13 protein-coding genes are annotated in these 17,497 nt (G+C 33.7%); 8 read left to right on the top strand and 5 right to left on the bottom strand.

All coding sequences use genetic code 11. The features are described from left to right. The 3 genes from Q8L85_00695 to Q8L85_00685 form a co-directional block, all read right to left on the bottom strand. Nucleotides 1-918: hypothetical protein (locus Q8L85_00695; GenBank protein ID MDP1723205.1), on the bottom strand; the 918-nt coding region annotated here is incomplete at its 3' end. 207 nt (nt 919-1,125) lie between these two features. Beyond that, a complete protein-coding gene (locus Q8L85_00690; protein MDP1723204.1) occupies nt 1,126-2,034 on the bottom strand; it encodes a hypothetical protein in 909 nt (302 codons plus the stop codon). Between the two features lie 146 nt (nt 2,035-2,180). After that, entirely contained in the window at nt 2,181-3,221 is a 1,041-nt protein-coding gene (locus tag Q8L85_00685; protein ID MDP1723203.1) for a trifunctional transcriptional activator/DNA repair protein Ada/methylated-DNA--[protein]-cysteine S-methyltransferase, read from the bottom strand. Nucleotides 3,222-3,696: 475 nt separating this feature from the next. Here Q8L85_00685 and Q8L85_00680 point away from each other — a divergent pair, with 475 nt between their 5' ends. The 3 genes from Q8L85_00680 (at nt 3,697) to Q8L85_00670 (ending at nt 9,640) form a co-directional block, all read left to right on the top strand. Then, nucleotides 3,697-4,296: a hypothetical protein gene (locus Q8L85_00680; GenBank protein ID MDP1723202.1), complete on the top strand. Its 600-nt coding sequence runs from the start codon at nt 3,697-3,699 to the stop codon at nt 4,294-4,296. Further along, nucleotides 4,278-6,860 (top strand): hypothetical protein, encoded by a 2,583-nt coding sequence (locus tag Q8L85_00675; protein MDP1723201.1) that lies wholly within the window; start codon nt 4,278-4,280, stop codon nt 6,858-6,860. The genes Q8L85_00680 and Q8L85_00675 overlap by 19 nt, the downstream gene beginning before the upstream one ends. A gap of 515 nt (nt 6,861-7,375) precedes the next feature. Continuing rightward, on the top strand, nt 7,376-9,640 hold the full coding sequence (locus Q8L85_00670; GenBank protein ID MDP1723200.1) for a leucine-rich repeat domain-containing protein: 2,265 nt from the start codon (nt 7,376-7,378) through the stop codon (nt 9,638-9,640). Between the two features lie 230 nt (nt 9,641-9,870). On the opposite strand, the gene Q8L85_00665 is transcribed toward Q8L85_00670, so the two are convergent. Both Q8L85_00665 and Q8L85_00660 read right to left on the bottom strand, forming a co-directional pair. Further along, nucleotides 9,871-10,194: a YnfA family protein gene (locus tag Q8L85_00665; protein ID MDP1723199.1), complete on the bottom strand. Its 324-nt coding sequence runs from the start codon at nt 10,192-10,194 to the stop codon at nt 9,871-9,873. After that, complete coding sequence (locus Q8L85_00660) at nt 10,194-10,955, bottom strand: GNAT family N-acetyltransferase (GenBank protein MDP1723198.1); 762 nt, start codon at nt 10,953-10,955, stop codon at nt 10,194-10,196. The genes Q8L85_00665 and Q8L85_00660 overlap by 1 nt, the downstream gene beginning before the upstream one ends. Before the next feature lie 191 nt (nt 10,956-11,146). Between Q8L85_00660 and Q8L85_00655 the strand changes: the two genes are divergently transcribed. The 5 genes from Q8L85_00655 to Q8L85_00635 all read left to right on the top strand — a co-directional run bounded on the left by Q8L85_00655 (nt 11,147) and on the right by Q8L85_00635 (nt 16,961). Continuing rightward, the gene (locus tag Q8L85_00655) at nt 11,147-11,809 is read left to right on the top strand and encodes a site-2 protease family protein (protein ID MDP1723197.1); all 663 of its coding nucleotides are present in this window, start codon (nt 11,147-11,149) and stop codon (nt 11,807-11,809) included. A gap of 28 nt (nt 11,810-11,837) precedes the next feature. Beyond that, complete coding sequence (gene tatA, locus Q8L85_00650) at nt 11,838-12,017, top strand: twin-arginine translocase TatA/TatE family subunit (GenBank protein MDP1723196.1); 180 nt, start codon at nt 11,838-11,840, stop codon at nt 12,015-12,017. 319 nt (nt 12,018-12,336) lie between these two features. Continuing rightward, nucleotides 12,337-12,804 carry a single-stranded DNA-binding protein gene (ssb, locus tag Q8L85_00645; protein MDP1723195.1) on the top strand — a complete coding sequence of 156 codons (468 nt, stop codon included), beginning with the start codon at nt 12,337-12,339 and terminating at the stop codon, nt 12,802-12,804. A gap of 307 nt (nt 12,805-13,111) precedes the next feature. Then, the gene (gene gyrA / locus Q8L85_00640; protein MDP1723194.1) at nt 13,112-15,871 is read left to right on the top strand and encodes a DNA gyrase subunit A; all 2,760 of its coding nucleotides are present in this window, start codon (nt 13,112-13,114) and stop codon (nt 15,869-15,871) included. A 433-nt stretch (nt 15,872-16,304) separates the two neighbouring features. Further along, nucleotides 16,305-16,961 (top strand): hypothetical protein, encoded by a 657-nt coding sequence (locus Q8L85_00635; GenBank protein ID MDP1723193.1) that lies wholly within the window; start codon nt 16,305-16,307, stop codon nt 16,959-16,961. Nucleotides 16,962-17,497 lie beyond the last annotated feature (536 nt).

Below are 17,497 nucleotides of genomic sequence, written 5' to 3'. Positions count from 1 at the left end.
TATTTGATTTAATAGAGACATAAGTTCAAAATAATTTTTTTCAGATAATTTTTTTACATTTCCAATTTCAATTAGGTCGTTGATTGTTTGAATGTTTTTTATAATTGGTTCATTTTGATAGTTGTTATTAATTAATTCGATTAAAGAATCGAAAAATTTTTGATTAATATAAGGATTTTTTATGAAAGATTTTATAATATCAATTTGTTTAAATATATTTTGATTTGTATTTAAAAATGCATCAATTAAGGTTTTGTAAGTAGTGCCATATAATTGGAAAGATGTTGAATTTTTAATTTGCTCTAGGGCATTAAATGCAGTTTCTTTATCAAATCTATTTTTTAGTAAATCATAGGTATCTATAAATTCAGAATAAGAATATAAATCCCAAGCTTCGTTACATGCGTCAAAAGATTTTATTTTTTCAATTAAAAAGGCGTAATCTTCAGTGTTTGTTATATTATTTAATGAATTAATTAAGCATCCAGAATATTCTGCATCTATTGAGATTTCCCTGTTATCAATAATTTTCTTTATCATTTGAAGTATAAAAAGTGGATTGTTTTTTTTTAATATTTTTTTGATGAATGATTGTTTGTCAGATTCATCCCAATCGTCGTCAAATCTAAGTGATTGAAATGTAATAATTAATTTTTGAATTTTTTCATCAAAAAAGTTCAATGTAGATTTGTCAGCTGTAAGATTATTCAAAATAATTTCATTTGGGGTTTGGATTTTTTTTTGTTTTGCTTCGTTGTCATTTAAAAGTTGATCATTTTCATCACGTTCTCGTTTTTTTAAGAGTTCTTTTGGTTGAGTTTCAATGTTATTTTTTTGATTGTTGTTATTTACTGCCAACAATGAGGAGGGAATGATAGAAAAAGTAAACAAAGAAATAGTAATAAGGTATTTTATCATTTGAATAATCCTTGTATAAATATAACATAATAATGAATTGTATATTTTTTTATTATAAAAGTAAATAAATTTTTTATTAATAGTATATTTAATATATATTAAAATTTATTTTTAATTAAGAAAAAATTGATTTGTTTGTTATTATTAATTTATATATCGATGTAAAAAGGTGCCCCTATTAGGCACCTTAGACTGGTTAATAGTTTTTTAAGAAATAGGATTATCTAAACTCGTTAGTTCACGATTTAGATAATCTATAGTTTCTTGGTTGAAGTTTAGATCTGATCTAAATGCGTATGATAATTCTTCTTCGAAAAATACATCAAGATGCTTTAGATTTGCTGTGTGCTGGACGATAAGTTCGGCGCCATGTTGCGAAAGCAGGTGGGTTTGCATCTTAAGTGATGTCAATTTCGTTAAATGCGGAAGGAACGTTTCTAACATCTTATCTGTAACAAGTGTATGAGAAATATCGAGGCTTGTTAAGTTTGTCATTTGAGAGAGCGCAGCGAGGGCTTCTCCTGATTGATGTGAGCTATATTCTCTGCCAAGATAGCTTGCAGAAAAAGAAGTTAATTGAGGGAAAAATTCAGCGATAAGATTAACTTTGTGACGTCCTAATCTTAAATTATCTACATTTAATGATGTTACGTTAGGAAATTTTTGAGATAATTTATATAATTCTTCGTCTGTTGGTGTGATTTCTAGTTTTAATGAGTTGACGGCATCAATAACGAAAATGTTGTCATGGGTTTCATTTGAAAGTAATTGTTGTGTTTTGGCGTTAAAAACGCTTGAAGGTTTTTTTGCTGTTAAAAATGGTTTGTTATCTTTTAGTATGTAATTCCCGGGCTGTTCTATACTTTGTTCTCTGATTCTATTTACAAGCGTTATGTAGACAAAAGGGTCTGCGCCTTGAGCGATAATGTAATCGTTTAACATATCTACCATTTCATGGGCAACAAAAGCTTCTGAAATAGCGTTATATTCTAGGTTTTGTTCATCTTGAGGCGCTGATACTTCAATCTGACCATGATTGCTATTAATTAGAGCATGGGAAGAAGAATGGGTCTGCGCTAAAAAACCGCATAAGCTAACAAGCAGTAGTTTTTTCATTTTTAATCCTATTTAATGTAATGAGCAATTTACTTAATAGGAATTGTATATTTATTTAAGTATAAAGTCAATTAAATTTAATATTTATTTATTTTTCTGTTAATTTATAAAGTAAATATATTTATTTAATGATTTTTTTTGTCTAATCAGCATTTCTCATGATCAAGTAGCCACTTTTTGCGTGCAATACCACCACCATATCCGCCTAATGCGCCATTTGTATTGATAACACGATGGCAAGGGATGATAATGGCAAATTGATTCGCGCCATTGGCATTGGCAACGGCCCTGAAACTTAAGGGATTGCCAATTTGTTTGGCAATATCAAGGTAAGATCGTGTCTCGCCCAATGGAATTTTTTGTAATGCTGCCCAAATAGATTTTTGAAATGGGGATCCTAATAAACACAAAGGTGTTTTAAATATACTTAATTGACCTTCAAAATAAAGCATCAATTCTTTTTCGATGCAATCAATAGGAAAGCTTCGACCTGGGATAATCGCTGATTTTGTTTTCAATCTTAATCGTTCAATTTCGCGTTCTAAACCTCGTCTATCCACAAATTCTAAAAGGTAAAGGGCATGATCGTCAGCAATCACAAGCATTGGTCCTAATTTTGTATCAATCCACGATGCTTTAAGAATATGGCTGTCGGCTGATAGGGTAGGGGCAGCACCCATAATGCGCGAAAAGGCGTCCCTGAACCCGCTACTTGATTCATAACCGGTTGAAAGTTGGGCTTCAATCACTTGTTCACCTGATCGTATTTGTTTCATGGCGAGTCCCATACGTCGCGCACGTGCGTAAGCCACAAAAGTCATCCCAAATCTTTTTTGGAACTGGCGACGTGCTGTTGAGGCATCTATTGATATTGCTTTAAAATCACGATCCATCCATCTTTTTTCAGGATTTTCTTCAATCGCATCAACAAGTTTTTGTACAAGATCGGATACTTGATTGGGATGTGATAAAGGCTTGCAACGTTTACAAGGCCTAAAAGAAGCCAAAAGCGCTTGTTCTGCATTTTTAAAAAATTCACAATGTTCAAATTTCGGTTTGCGGGCAGGGCATGTTGGTCTGCAAAATATTGACGTTGTTTTAACACCTACATAAAAAATCCCTTCATACGAGGAATCTTTATTAATTAAAGCTTGGTAGTACTCTTTTTGGGCTGCTTGGTCTATCATTTTAAGTGGCTCATCTTTTTAATCATAATTGGACTATAAAATAATTTTTTTAAAAATGTAGCCGAAAATCAGGCATTGAATTTTTATTTATATTTTATATTTTGTTTTTGAGTAAACATTATACATTCGTTTAAGATGTTTTTACGTAATGTAAACAAGTGTAAATGTTTAGAATTTTAGTCTTGTTATGTAAAGATGCGCATTATCGTTAAAATCTAAATATTCACGGTTTATCGATCTAAAGAAATAATCTTCAGCTTGATAAAAAAAGTTTATGAGAGCATTGTTCATTGTTTCATTCACATTAAATACATATTGTTATTTTTCAATAGCACAATTTAAAGTTGACATTTTTATTAATACAATTCAATTTATGTTTAAAAAATTATATTAATTTTTTTTATTGATTTTTTTGTTTTTTTATGTAAAAATTTTTTCATAATTATTAAATTTTAATAAAAGTAGGATTGATTAAATGAAACTGTTTTTCGCAGCAACATTCTTAATATTAAATTTGTCATCTGCATTTTCAATGCATTCAAATAATAATTCACTAAAAGGTCATGATCAGGATGATTCAAATCAAAATAAAAAAAGACTGAAATTGGCTGTAAAAACCCTCAGCAGTAGAAAAGGTAAAATTTATTATATTAAAGTCAATGAAGCTTTTCAAAAAATAGATCCCTCAAAATTCAAATCTATTATTTTGGGTGTAAGCAATATTGAACAAGAGCAAAAGCTAAGTGCATATGATTTACATTATGTTATAAAAAGTTTGGGAAACATTGATTCAGAGCGACATAATTCTATAATTCAACACATGAAAGATCTTGCTGGTAAACAAGATTGGAATACAGATTGTCCTGCAGTTGATCCACATATGCATCTTATTCCATATATGGATCTTGCTCCATTTAGATGTCCTGTAGATAATTGTCATTGGGATGACGCCCCTGTTGGGGCTGTTATTGATGCGCTTGCTCTTGCAGATCAATCTAAGCTTGACGTTATAAAACATTACACTAAAAAATTCTTGATGGGAAGAATGTGGGTGGAATGTTATGCGCAAAAATAATTAAAGCTTTTAGTAATGTAAACAATAATGCGCTTAATGATGTTTTGTTTAATACGATCGTTGAGCTATTTAATGAAAAAAAGTGGGATGTAGAACATTATTGTGAAGTGATAGAAGCTTTTGGGAAGATTGATCAAACAAAGTATGACACAATTTTAAATCATATAAAAATTCTTACTGAGGAAAACGCTTTAGGTTTTAAAGATGATTTTTCTTCAATACGAAATTATCTTCAAATGTTAAAGACACTTGGAAATGCAGATCCAGCATTTTATGATTTTGCTCTTCAAAAAGCCAAAACCATTTATAAAAATGAAAAATGGGATTTAAATGGATATTCTAAATTCATTGATGCGCTTAAAGGGATTGATTTATATAAATACGAAACAAATTTTGAAATTATTAAAAAAAATATTAGATTAAACGAATGGAGTGTTGTTGATCAAGCTGAAATTATTAAAATTATTCAAAAAATAAACCAAAAAAAACTTGATGTTGTATTGATCTTTATTGAAAATATTTTAAAAATAAAGAAATTAACAAATAATGAAACTAGACAATTGATTGATGTGCTATGCAATGTTAATGAAAAAGAATATAATTCTTTATTTCAATGTATACAGTTGCTTGCGCAGAGAAATAATATTAAATATAAAAATAAAGATCTGGAAATCTTTGGTTATGTATATATAATAGAAGCTCTTTTAAATATCGATCCAGTTAAACGTGTTAAAATTGTTAATGATGTGATTGCGTTAACAGAAACACATTTAGGTGATAGTTTTCCTCATTTCAAATTTTGTGATTCAGAAAGTTCAGATTATGGTTGGCGTTATGGGTTAATTATAACTATTCTAGATGTATTAAATTTAAACTACAATGATAATAAAATCGCATATATTAAAAATATTGTAAATGAAAATAAATGGTATATTGAAAATGTTTTAAAATTAATATATGTTTTATTGTCTGCAAATTCAGAGTCAGGTGAAATTAATATTGTTTATTTGAACAATATGTTAGATCTAGAAGCAGGTTCTATAAGCGATTTTACAAATTCATTGTATTTTTTGCCGAAAAAACATCTTAAAGATTTTATAATTTATTTTAATGATAATATACGTGATCAAGAAGCTGTAGAACCAAATGATTATGATGAATATTATTTTGAAGAGGCCCATTATTTTAAAGAGGACGATTATTTAGAAAAACATCTACATCCTGCTTTATCAGATCTTTTAATAGATTATTATTCTTCTCGTCAGCCAGAGGAGAAAGTAGTTTTTCAAACACATTGGCAACAATTGATGGAAAATTATGATAATCCAGTGCGTGCACGGATGGCCGTCAATTTCATTGGAGATGACGACAATGTTTTGAAATTAGGGTTGGATTCAGAGGGGGAGTTTGTTCAACAAGCCTTGCGTATTGGTATATTGTTGGATGATTCGAAAGATCCAAAAAGTCCTTATAAAGTTCATGGAAATTTGTTGCAAAAAAGAGAAGAACTTATTGATTTACAAACGTTAAAATTACCATTTCAGTATGTTTCTTATGGTGATATTCAATATAATGTTTCATTGAATGCTGTCTTTTTAAACAAACTATCCAATAAAATTATAGACATTCATTCAATACCAAATGTTAAATCATCTAATTTTGTGGATCTTTTAAATAAGTTAAAAGAAAGAACTATCAATTTATCAATTAAAGCAGAAGTACAAAAATTGTTAGAAGGACATTCTTTTGATGACTTTAAGCTTAAAGCTACTAACGATAATGCATATTTGCTTTATTTATTAAAAGCACCTGATCATAATAAAATTGCGGCAAAATTTAAATGTATCGTAAAGCATATTCTTTCATTAAGTGCTGAATGCACTGAAATGACATTATCGCTTCAAGAAGAGGTGTTGCTTACTACCTTGAAATCGCTGCTTGATTGTTCAGTTGGGATTGATGGTGGTGTCATTAACGCATATGGTTTTTTGCCATTAGAGTCAAAATTAAAATCATCTAAAAATGAAATTGTTGATAATGACTATATTGCACAGGGAACACATTTAGCTATTGAATTTATTGAAGATATTATTCAAGAACAAATAGAAGAATGTTTTTCAGGTACAAATGAATTAATGAAAAATATTTGTGGTGAGGCAGTGATTGAAGAAGCTGTTCATCAAGGATTATATCTTAGAAATTTGATTGGTGATCTTGTCGGTTCTTGTCATGATGTTAAGTTTGATATGCATTCGGAGCTTTATTACAATAACTTGCTCAATTTAACAAAAAAAGAAGCGCTTGATGCTTTTTATAAATACACCACGCTTAAAATTGTCGATATAATTAAATTGGTTCAGTTGAAAATTAATCAACAATTGCAGCCTGATAATTATAATAATGAACTTTTTGCTAGTTTAGCGATTCTTTTAGGAAATGATAATGATCTTTCTTCGTGGCAGATGGCTGATGAAGACACCAATGCATCTATAACAGAAGAAGGTGTTTTTAAGGTATTGTTAAAGATGAAATTGTTTAAGAAAGACGAAAAATTGTTTCATTGATAATGATATTCGGCAGGATATGTACAGTGAAATAAATTGAAAACAGCACATATTTCAAAATGATTTAAAATCAAAAAGTTCGTCATTGCAAGCGGCGAAATCGCGCCGCAATGCATACTTTTAGCTTATCTAACGATTCAAGTGATGTTTAAATTGCTCCCCACTCCTGATTAGTTACATTTTTATTTTAAACACGTGGTGATCCCAGTGCCTATTCGTCATATCAAAGAGATCAAATGCATTTCCTTCAACGATCCACATCTAAAGAATAGAGACTGAAATATAGACGACGCCATAAGCAGCAAAGGCGCGTCTTGCATTTTGTTTTCCTTTATGCTTACAAAAATATACTTTACTTCTGAACTGCTACTATATCTATTTTTACCTTAATCATTTGATGAAATTGCGTTTTATCTTCGAGGGATAAGTTTGAATGGGTGCATCGAAAATCTATTTACAAAGTTTTTAAAATGGATCAAAATTTTATATCAGTTGTTTTTTTTAAGGATTTTTAAATGAAAACATTTCTTTTTTATTTTTCGATATTATTTTTTGTGTTCTTGGCGCCCATATTTGCAGCAGATTTAACTGAGAGTGAAAAAGAGTTACGCATAAATGAATTTATCAAAAACTTGCAATGTGATAATCCAAATCAAAATTTTGAGACACTAAATCACACAATTTTAAGTGGTGAATTAAAAATTTTTAACATCCAAATTTCACCTGAAACAATGGAAAAATTGTGTGATTTAACATGGGTGACGAACCTCCAACTTTCTTCAAACGGCATCACAAATTTGCCCAACTCATTTGGAAATTTGACTAATCTGAATAACCTATCTATTTGTAATAATCTAATCTCAAATTTACCTGAATCTTTTTGTAATTTACAAAATTTGAATAGTCTCAATTTTAGTCATAATAAACTTACAAAACTACCAGAATCTTTTGGCAAATTGCAAAATTTGAAGCTCCTCTCTTTTGAAAATAATGAACTAGAAGATCTTCCTGAATCTTTTTGCGATTTAGGTAATTTGACAGAGCTCATTTTAAAACAGAATCAACTTAAAAATTTACCCGATTTATTTGGCAAACTCATTAATTTGACAAGTGCCTCTTTCCAAAATAATAAACTGACAAATCTACCCAAATCTTTTGATCAATTGGAAAAATTGATATTTCTAAATCTTTCCATAAACCAACTTAAGGATGCACTCGAATCATTGGGCAATTTGATAAATTTGAACTACCTCGATCTTTGTGACAATAAACTCAACGATCTGCACGACTCTTTTGGGAATTTAAAAAAATTGACTTTTCTAAGTCTTAACCACAATGAACTGATCCATCTACCAGCCTCTTTATCCGATTTACGCAATACAATTGGATTTATAAACCTCTACAACAATCCCCTTCAACATAGAGGAATCGGAAATACTTTAGGTGAAGAAGAGTTGCAGCGGATTTTTGGAGATAGAATTGTACTCCCCATGGAGTATCACATGGTTCCAATTACACAAATAGATTTATACCAAAAGTTGGATACAGCAGAAATAAGTATAAATCGAAAAACAATTAAAGATTATCGCATGCAAGATGTGCCTGATTTGGGTTGGGATGCTGATCAATTTATAAAAAATTGGAAGAATCTACTAGATCTTTTGATTCTAGAGGATGTTGAAGAAGAAAGAATTAAAACCATACACCCAGAAAATCGTAGCGAAGAAGAAAAAAAGTATACAAGCAAATCAATTTCTTATGAAATGCTTTCCAATGATTTCAAAGATTCTTACCCAGAATTAACCAATAAGCAAAAAATTGAACTTTATATTTTTCCAAGCCTTAATGGATTTCTTAAAACGATGTGGGGATTGCCTTTAGAAGAAAATGAAAAAAGTGAATGGCAGATGTATGAAGAATCTATTCTGGAACTTCAACGGAATCTTTCTTATATTATTTCACGTATGGCAGATCCAAATCTTGATTCAGATGCGCGCCATGTCTTAATGTTCCAACTCACCTATGCTCTTTTACAATGCCCCACAGGTCAAAAAGAAGGCGTCGAAGCTATCTTGCTTTCCTTGCTAACAGAACTAAAAGGTGATGGTCTCAGCGATAAAATATATAGTCTTTTGGCACGTGAAAAGAATCTTCTTTTTAAATGTGCAATCATGCCGGGTAAATCTCTCCAAAACGTTCATATTTTAAGCGTATATTTTGAAAAACTTAAAGATGAATTGGGATTAACGGGTTATTTTGAAAATTTCAAAGAGAAAATTGGAATTGGAAAAGGTGATCCCTTTCAAGGAAGCCTCGGTAATGCATTAGAAGTGTTTTATGCGAAATTTAATCCCGATTATCTTATAAAATTCCTTATGAATCATATTGAAGATGATGAGGATTTTAAAAAACGACAAATATACACAGATCTATTATATGAAAAGAGAAATGAAAATTCTGAGAATTCAAAAGAAAATGAAATAATTCGTAAAAACCTTAATGAATATGTTAGAAACTCTGAAAAAGAAAGACCTATTTTCATAGAAGATTTTATGGTCTACCTTATCGGAAGAGGTATTCTTAAAACAAAAAATGAAAAAGAGAGTTCAGGATGGGAAGATTATTTTGAATTCGATCCAATGGGCGAGATATACCCCAAAATCAAAATTGGTGGATTATTGAAAATCCTGATCCAGATGAAGGTGCTTAAAAAAATGGAGAAAGAAATGGCTCAACCTCCCTCTTCTGATGTTATAATTTTTTGCGAATTAAAATTTTAGTCGATTTTCATTCGTCTTATAGTCAATCACATTTAATTTGAGACAAGGAAAGAGGAGCGAAGCTTAGTCACACCTTAAGTGAGCGACGATTGACGCTGTATTCAAATTATAATGCGTTGGCTATAAACATGCACTTAAATAGAGCATGTGATCAAGAGTTAGAACTAAATACAAAGGTCCGGAATGCGCAGATCTAACGACGAATTTGCCTATAGTTTTATCAGTTGCTATTAAACGCGTGGCGCAAACATAATGATGCCAGCGCCAATTAAACATACCAAAACACCAATTATATCAAAGCGATCTGGTGTATTTCCTTCAACAAGCCACATCCAAAAAATTGAGGCTGAAATATAGACGGCACCATAGGCAGCGTAAGCACGGCCTGCATAGTCGGATTCTACAAAAGTTAATAAATAGGCGAAAACCCATAAAGCAAGAGTGCCAGGCGCTAGCCACCAAACTGATTTGTTTAATTTGAGCCATGCCCAAAACGAAAAACAGCCTGCGATTTCTGCAAGGGAGGCGCCTAAAAAAGCAAAAAAACTTGTCATTATATATTTATTTTAAATATATAATTTTGAAATAAAGGATTAAAACCTATTTGTTGATATAGTGGTATTCCTTCGGGCAAGGCATCAAGGAAACAATGGGTTGCACCTAAACGTTTTGCTTCATCTAATGTAAAAGATATAATCGATCTTGCATATCCTTGTGATTGATATTCTGGGAGTGTTCCCACGTTGTCTATACGCGCGATATTATTATTAATTGATAAAGTTAATGATGCAATAGGTGAACTATTGTCATAAAGCGTAAAATGATAAAAATTATTTTTATTGTTCAATGCCTTATAGCGCACTTGTTTATATAAACCTGTTTGTTCAAAGTTTGACTCAAAAGCTTCACTTAAAGGTGTTATCCAATCATTTAAATTATCATTCATATTTATAATTAAATGATTATTTTGACAAATATCATCATCGTGATTTAAAACAATAAACATTGGTGTTGTTTTTGAATCCAATTTAAAAGACATTTGATTTAATGTAGATTCTAAATTTTTATCCATAACATATTGTGAAATCGTAACAATCCAGTTTATATTTTGGTTTTGAGCAAAATTCGTACATTCGGTTAAAATTTTTTTAAATGTTGGTATGTTTTTGCGTAATGTAAATGGGTTTGAATATTCAGAATGTAATCCTGTTATATAGAAACTTGCTTTATCTTCAAAATCTAAACATTCACGGCTGATTGCTCTGTAGAAAAAATCTTCTGATTGATAGAATAATTGAATGAGATCATTAAGCATTTTGGTAGCCATACTTATAGAAGGTTATACCGAATGTATTCGAATCATAGCTTAGGGTAAGTCAATAAGCAAATTTAAAATTAATAGATAGATATGTTTAAAGATGGGTGTAGAGAATTCATACTTCTTGTTGTTTTTTTGTACACAACAGGTTAGAATGCCTCAAACCTTTAGAATATGTGGTCTTTGTAATGGAATTTGGTCAAGTCTTATTTAATATTTCAATTTGGGCAATTCCTGTTTTAATTGCAATTACCTTTCATGAGGCAGCGCATGGTTATGTAGCGCTTATGTTTGGTGATGATACAGCTAAAAAAGAAGGTCGCTTAAGCCTTAATCCCATTAAACACATTGATCCTATTGGCACAATTTTATTACCAGGGATGTTGTTGCTTTTAAAGGCGCCTTTTGTGTTTGGCTATGCAAAGCCTGTACCTGTTGATTTTCGTAAATTGAAATCTCCTAAACGGGACATGATTTTTGTGGCGGCTGCGGGACCGCTCATGAACATATTATTGGCGGTTATTTCAGCGCTTTTATTTCATGTGATTACTTTTTTACCTGCAAGTGCGATGCAATGGGCAGCACACAACCTAGCAAATTCGATACAAATCAATATCTTATTAGCGATTTTTAATCTATTACCTATACCCCCTTTGGATGGTGGTCGTATATTGGTTGGACTTTTGCCTATGCCTTTGGCGCGTCCTTTGGCACGTGTTGAGCCTTATGGATTTTTAATTTTGTTGGGTTTAATTATGATTCCGCCAATGCTCGGGATCAATTTGTTTTCGAAAATTTTAGCAGGACCGCTTCATTTTATAACAAAATTGATAGCGCCTTTAGCTGGATGAATGAGCTAGATAAAGAAAGAGAGTTAAAATGTCGATCGGAATTTGGCAATTAGTATTAATATTCGGGATCGTTATGTTGCTTTTTGGGGCAGGGCGTTTGCCACGCATCATGGGTGATTTAGCGCGCGGCATTAAAAGCTTTAAGTCGGAGTTGGATAAAACACCGGATGAGGTAGATAAAGCAAAGCTAGATCAGAAGAAAGACTAGCTTGTAGCTGATCTTTCGCGAGGTCAATCTATAGGCGGTTTCCTGGACAGATGAGAAGCAAAGCTTCGAATCTAGATCCAGGATCCAGACTAAAATACATGCTCGAGAGAGCGTGTCTTTATTTTTTAACAGTATGTCATGATCTATGATCATGAGTGTTTCTGGACCCTGGATCCGCATTCGAGCCCTTTGGGCTCTCATTGGTCCAGGGAAACAACGATGATGGATTGAATGCCTGGCTCAATTTAAAAGAATAGGGCTAGATTTTAGTGTAAATGCTCGTTACACTTTGGTGAAATTAGACATAATGAGGTATTAAATGGCAGGCAGTGTTAATAAAGTAATTTTAGTGGGTAATGTTGGACGCGATCCAGAAATTCGCCATTCTCAAGATGGTCAAAAAATTGTTAATTTTAGTTTAGCAACATCCGAATCATGGAAAGATAAAGCGACAGGCGAACGTCAAGATCGTACAGAATGGCATCGTGTTGTTGTATTTAATCCAAATTTGGCTGATGTTATTGAAAAATATGTTAAAAAAGGCTCAAAACTTTATGTTGAAGGCCAAATCCAAAGCCGTAAATGGACAGATCAAGCAGGCGTTGAAAAATTAACAACTGAAATTGTATTAAGCCGTTTTAAAGGCGAGTTGACCTTATTGGATTCTCGTTCCGATATGGATCATGGATCTTCTGTTTCTTATGGTGGTGGATCATCGAGTGCTGCAATTGCCTCAAAACCACGCGCTTCACAAGATATGGCATTGGATGACGATATTCCTTTCTGAGGATTTATCCATAGTTTGAAATTTATAGAATGCAATTTAGGATTTAAAATGCGAACTTAGAAATAGGTTAGTAAAAATCAAAAAAGCCGTCGTTGCGAGCGGCGAAGCAGCGAAGCAATCCAGTTTAAAAATTAACATGTAGTACTTTTTAAGCGCTTTTTCTGGATTGCTTCTTCGCCCCATTTAAGTTGGGGCTCATCGCAACGACGGAGCTTCTTGGTTCCTATGGGATTAATTTCTAAATGTGCATTTAAAACGACGACCTAAACTTTGACGATTAAACTATTACTATATAAAGGGTGTTCCATTGACAACACAGAATGATTCAACTGATTTGACACACGTTAAGCCGGTTACGATTGAAGAGGAAATGAAATCCTCTTATCTCGCTTACGCGATGAGCGTAATTGTAAGCCGGGCACTTCCAGATTTGCGCGATGGGCTGAAGCCTGTCCATAGACGTATTCTATACGTTATGAAACGCGCTGGGTGGGATCATTCGAAGCCTTTCCGTAAATCTGCCCGTGTGGTCGGTGACGTGATTGGTCAATATCACCCTCATGGTACTGATCCTATTTACGAATCCATGGTTCGTATGGCCCAAAATTTTTCGATGCGCTTACCTTTGATTCAAGGTCAAGGGAATTTTGGATCTGTTGATGGTGATCCGCCAGCTGCGATGCGTTATACGGAAGCACGTTTGGCAAAAGCTGCCGATCCTTTATTGGAAGATATTGATAAAGATACCGTTGAATTCCGTCCGAATTTTGACAATACTCTTCTTGAACCTATTGTTTTACCTGCACAATATCCAAATCTTTTGGTGAATGGTGCGTCAGGTATTGCAGTCGGTATGGCAACGAATATTCCGCCGCATAATCTGGGCGAAGTCATTGATGCATGTTGTGCGTTTCTTGACGACCCGACCATGGATAATGACGGTTTAATGGCGTATGTTTTGGGACCTGATTTCCCAACAGGCGGTATTATTATTGGTCGTGTAGGTATTGGCAATGCGATAAGAACGGGTCGTGGTTCTATTATGATGCGCGGTAAAGTGCATGTTGAACCTATTCGTAAAGATCGTGAAGCGATTATCATTACCGAAATTCCGTACCAAGTGAATAAAGCCCGTATGGTTGAACGGATTGCTGAATGCGTTCGTGATAAATTGATCGAAGGTATTTCTGATATTCGCGATGAATCAGATCGTGATGGTATGCGTGTGGTTGTTGAGATCAAACGCGACGCGATGTCTGAAATTGTGTTGAATCAATTATATCGTTATACGCCATTACAACAAAGCTTTAGTGCGAACGTTTTGGCGCTTAATAATGGTCGCCCTGAAATGTTATCATTGCGTGATATCATTGCGAATTTCTTGGAATTCAGGGTTGAAGTTGTTACACGCAGGACGCGTTACGAGCTTAATAAAGTCAGAGACCGCGCACATTTATTGGTAGGTCTTGTTGTGGCCGTTGCTAATATTGACGAGATCATTGATTTGATTCGTAAAGCGCCAGATCCAGGTGTCGCACGTCAACAATTAATGGAACGCGTTTGGCCTGCTCATGACGTTGAAGTTTTCATTCGTTTAATCGATGATCCGCTTCATCCTATTGTCGATGGTACGTATAAGCTTTCTGAAGCCCAGGCACGTGGTATTCTTGAATTAAGATTGCAACGTTTAACGGGTCTTGAGCGCGATAAAATTGGTGGCGAGCTTAAAGATATTGGTTTCGATATCACGAAATATCTCGAAATTTTAGGATCTCGCGATAAATTAATTGATGTGATTCGTCAAGAATTGCTATCAGCCAAAGCACAATTTGCAACACCGCGTTTGACAATGATCGAAGATGCAGTGGGCGAGCAAACTGAAGAAGATTTGATCCAGCCAGAAGATATGGTCGTGACCGTGTCACATGCAGGTTATGTGAAACGCGTACCTTTAACAACCTATCGCGCGCAACGCCGTGGCGGTAAAGGCCGTGCAGGCATGACAACACGCGATGAAGATTTCGTCGAAATGGTGTTTGTTGTGAACACGCATACGACTGTTCTTTTCTTTACCTCCGTTGGTAAAGTCTATGAGCTTAAAGTCTACAAATTGCCATTGGGAACAGCGACGGCAAAAGGTAAAGCTTTTGTGAATTTGTTGCCGCTCGATCAAAATGAGAGCATTACAACGATTCTTCCATTGCCGCAAGATGAATCCGAATGGGAAAAATTGCATATCGTTTTTGCGACATCCCAAGGAACGGTTAGACGTAATCTTTTAACTGATTTTGTCAATATTAAAGCCAATGGTAAAATCGCCATGAAGCTTGAAGAAGGCGATCGTTTGGTTGGCGTTAAAACATGTGATGCAAATCAAGATTTCTTACTTGCGACACGTAAAGGGAAGGCGATTCGTTTTGATGTGAATGATGTTCGCGTCTTTACAGGCCGTAATTCTGTGGGTGTTCGTGGTATTAGACTTGCTAAAGGTGACAGCGTTATTTCGCTTACGATGCTGACGAATGTTGAAGCTGATTCGATGGAGCGCGATGCTTACTTAAAGCTTGCCTCACAACAACGACGTGCATTACTTGCTGAAGGTAATAATGATGTTGTCGTTGAAGAAACGAGTGATGAAGCAACACCAGTCACTTTAGCACCAGAGCGTTTTGCGATGCTTGAATCACATGAGCAGTTTATTTTGACAATTACTGAGCGTGGCTTTGGTAAACGAAGCTCAGCTTATGATTACAGACAGACTGGGCGTGGTGGCCAAGGTATTCGTAACTTGGATCTGACGATTCGTAATGGTGAAGTTGTGGCATCTTTCCCTGTTGAGCAAGGCGATCAAGTTGTGCTTGTGACTGATGCCGGTAAATTGATCCGTGTACCTGTGAATCAGGTTCGTATTGCAGGTCGTGCAACACAAGGCGTTACTTTGTTTAAAGTGGATATTGACGAAAAAGTTGTCTCTGTCAGCCCATTACGTGAAACAGATGACGATGATATTGGTGCAGATGTTGTGGTTGATGTACCAAGTGATGTCGCGCGCGAAGAATCTGAATAAGATTCTTCACTGCCCAGATTATGGACAAATGTATCATCTGATTTTTGAGTTCAGTTCTTATATAGTGGAGTGACTTGAAAAAGGCATATGTTGAAAGTTAATCTAAAGCAAAAGTGTTCGTCACTCGATAATGCCTGAGTGCTTTAGCACAAAGGAGTTTGTGGCAATCTATACTTTTAGCTTATCAAACACTCAGGTATGGATTGCCATGGGGCTGCACCCCCTCTCAATGATGTATGGACACGGATTCAGTTTATATTGAATCTAATCGACATCTGAGTGCCAAAAGTTTTAACAAACTTACCAGGAGTCCATACCGTGAGTGAGATAAAACAATAGCATTTGATTGGTAGATTTAGCATTTTTCTAGAATGTTGTAAAAAAGCATGATAAGCATAATTCATATAATTTAAAATAGAACAGACAGGAAATTATGAAAAAAATCTTTAGTATAATTATATTCGTTTTTGTTTTAAATACGTTGACCGATATTCATGCAAATAATATTAATATTTTGAAAGAACAGATAAAACAAGAACATGATAATTTTCCAATCGGTGATTTAAATGATGTGGAGTTTGTAAAAAAAATTATTAATCAAATGTTTTTAAAAGATCAAGAAATTAGGCAATATTTTATAAAATATAGTAACGATTCAGAATTTCGGGATTTAGTAATAAATCTGGATCGCTTTAATACGTTAAAAATGAAAGAAATTTTGAGCGTACATGGATGGGTAAGCATTTCTAAATTTGGTGCTAATGCAGATGATCAGGCATGGTTATTGGTGCAGCATGCAGATCATGACCCTTTTTTTCAAGCGGGTTGTTTATTTATATTAGGGACGTTAATTGATAAAGCTGAAACAGTTAAAAAGAATTATGCTTTTCTCTATGATCGTGTTGCACTAAAGTTTCCGAGTCTTGGTCTGAAGCAAAAATATGGAACGCAAGTTAAAATTGAAAATAATAAGTTTGAGCTACTTCCTCATGAAGGAAGTATAGAGACATTAAATATAGAACGAGGTAAAATGGGATTAAATTCTATAGAAGAATATATGGAAGTTATAAAAAAATTGTATGATAAATAAAATTAATGCTGACATATAATTGTTATGCTTAGATAATAAATGATATTTATTCTCATGCCGATGCAAGAAATGTAGAGACATTTGTGTAAAGTTAGCCGACTATATTTATGTTCATTTAGGTAGTGAGGAGTCTATTGGCTCCCAATCTACGGGACAAAAATTTAATTTTGGATAGAAACCTAGCAAATACTAGCTGTTTCCCTGAACAGGCGAGAGGCGAAGCAACGAGCACGGATTCAAGGTCCAATTAACAATCATGATCGCAGCTCATGACGTTATTAAATATTTTGCCATGCTCTTCGAGCATGTATTTCGTTATGTATCCTGTCTGCATTCGTTGCTTCGCTTCAAGGCGTTCAGGAAAACAATGGTGTGTGGACAAATTTCTAGCATAAAAATGAAAATTGTCCCGTAGATTGATTAACTCATCACTATACAAAGTATCGTTAGTGATGGGCCGTATGAAGCGAGAGTTTCACGTAGGGTTCTGTGAGTACCTAGGGCTGAAATGCCCTGGGTGACTCGACTAAAATATA

It is taken from the genome of Alphaproteobacteria bacterium, from assembly GCA_030680745.1.
Lineage (GTDB): Bacteria > Pseudomonadota > Alphaproteobacteria > JAUXUR01 > JAUXUR01 > JAUXUR01.
This window is presented reverse-complemented; position numbering and strand designations above follow the sequence as displayed.

Bases quoted from the DNA above. Each gene is read 5' to 3' on its own strand.
- Q8L85_00670 (MDP1723200.1), top strand. From the start codon at position 7,376: ATGAAAACATTTCTTTTTTATTTTTCGATATTATTTTTTGTGTTCTTG.
- Q8L85_00665 (MDP1723199.1), bottom strand. From the start codon at position 10,194: ATGACAAGTTTTTTTGCTTTTTTAGGCGCCTCCCTTGCAGAAATCGCA.
- tatA (MDP1723196.1), top strand. From the start codon at position 11,838: ATGTCGATCGGAATTTGGCAATTAGTATTAATATTCGGGATCGTTATG.
- Q8L85_00680 (MDP1723202.1), top strand. From the start codon at position 3,697: ATGAAACTGTTTTTCGCAGCAACATTCTTAATATTAAATTTGTCATCT.
- Q8L85_00685 (MDP1723203.1), bottom strand. From the start codon at position 3,221: ATGATAGACCAAGCAGCCCAAAAAGAGTACTACCAAGCTTTAATTAAT.
- Q8L85_00675 (MDP1723201.1), top strand. From the start codon at position 4,278: ATGTTATGCGCAAAAATAATTAAAGCTTTTAGTAATGTAAACAATAAT.
- Q8L85_00655 (MDP1723197.1), top strand. From the start codon at position 11,147: ATGGAATTTGGTCAAGTCTTATTTAATATTTCAATTTGGGCAATTCCT.
- ssb (MDP1723195.1), top strand. From the start codon at position 12,337: ATGGCAGGCAGTGTTAATAAAGTAATTTTAGTGGGTAATGTTGGACGC.
- Q8L85_00635 (MDP1723193.1), top strand. From the start codon at position 16,305: ATGAAAAAAATCTTTAGTATAATTATATTCGTTTTTGTTTTAAATACG.
- Q8L85_00660 (MDP1723198.1), bottom strand. From the start codon at position 10,955: ATGCTTAATGATCTCATTCAATTATTCTATCAATCAGAAGATTTTTTC.
- Q8L85_00690 (MDP1723204.1), bottom strand. From the start codon at position 2,034: ATGAAAAAACTACTGCTTGTTAGCTTATGCGGTTTTTTAGCGCAGACC.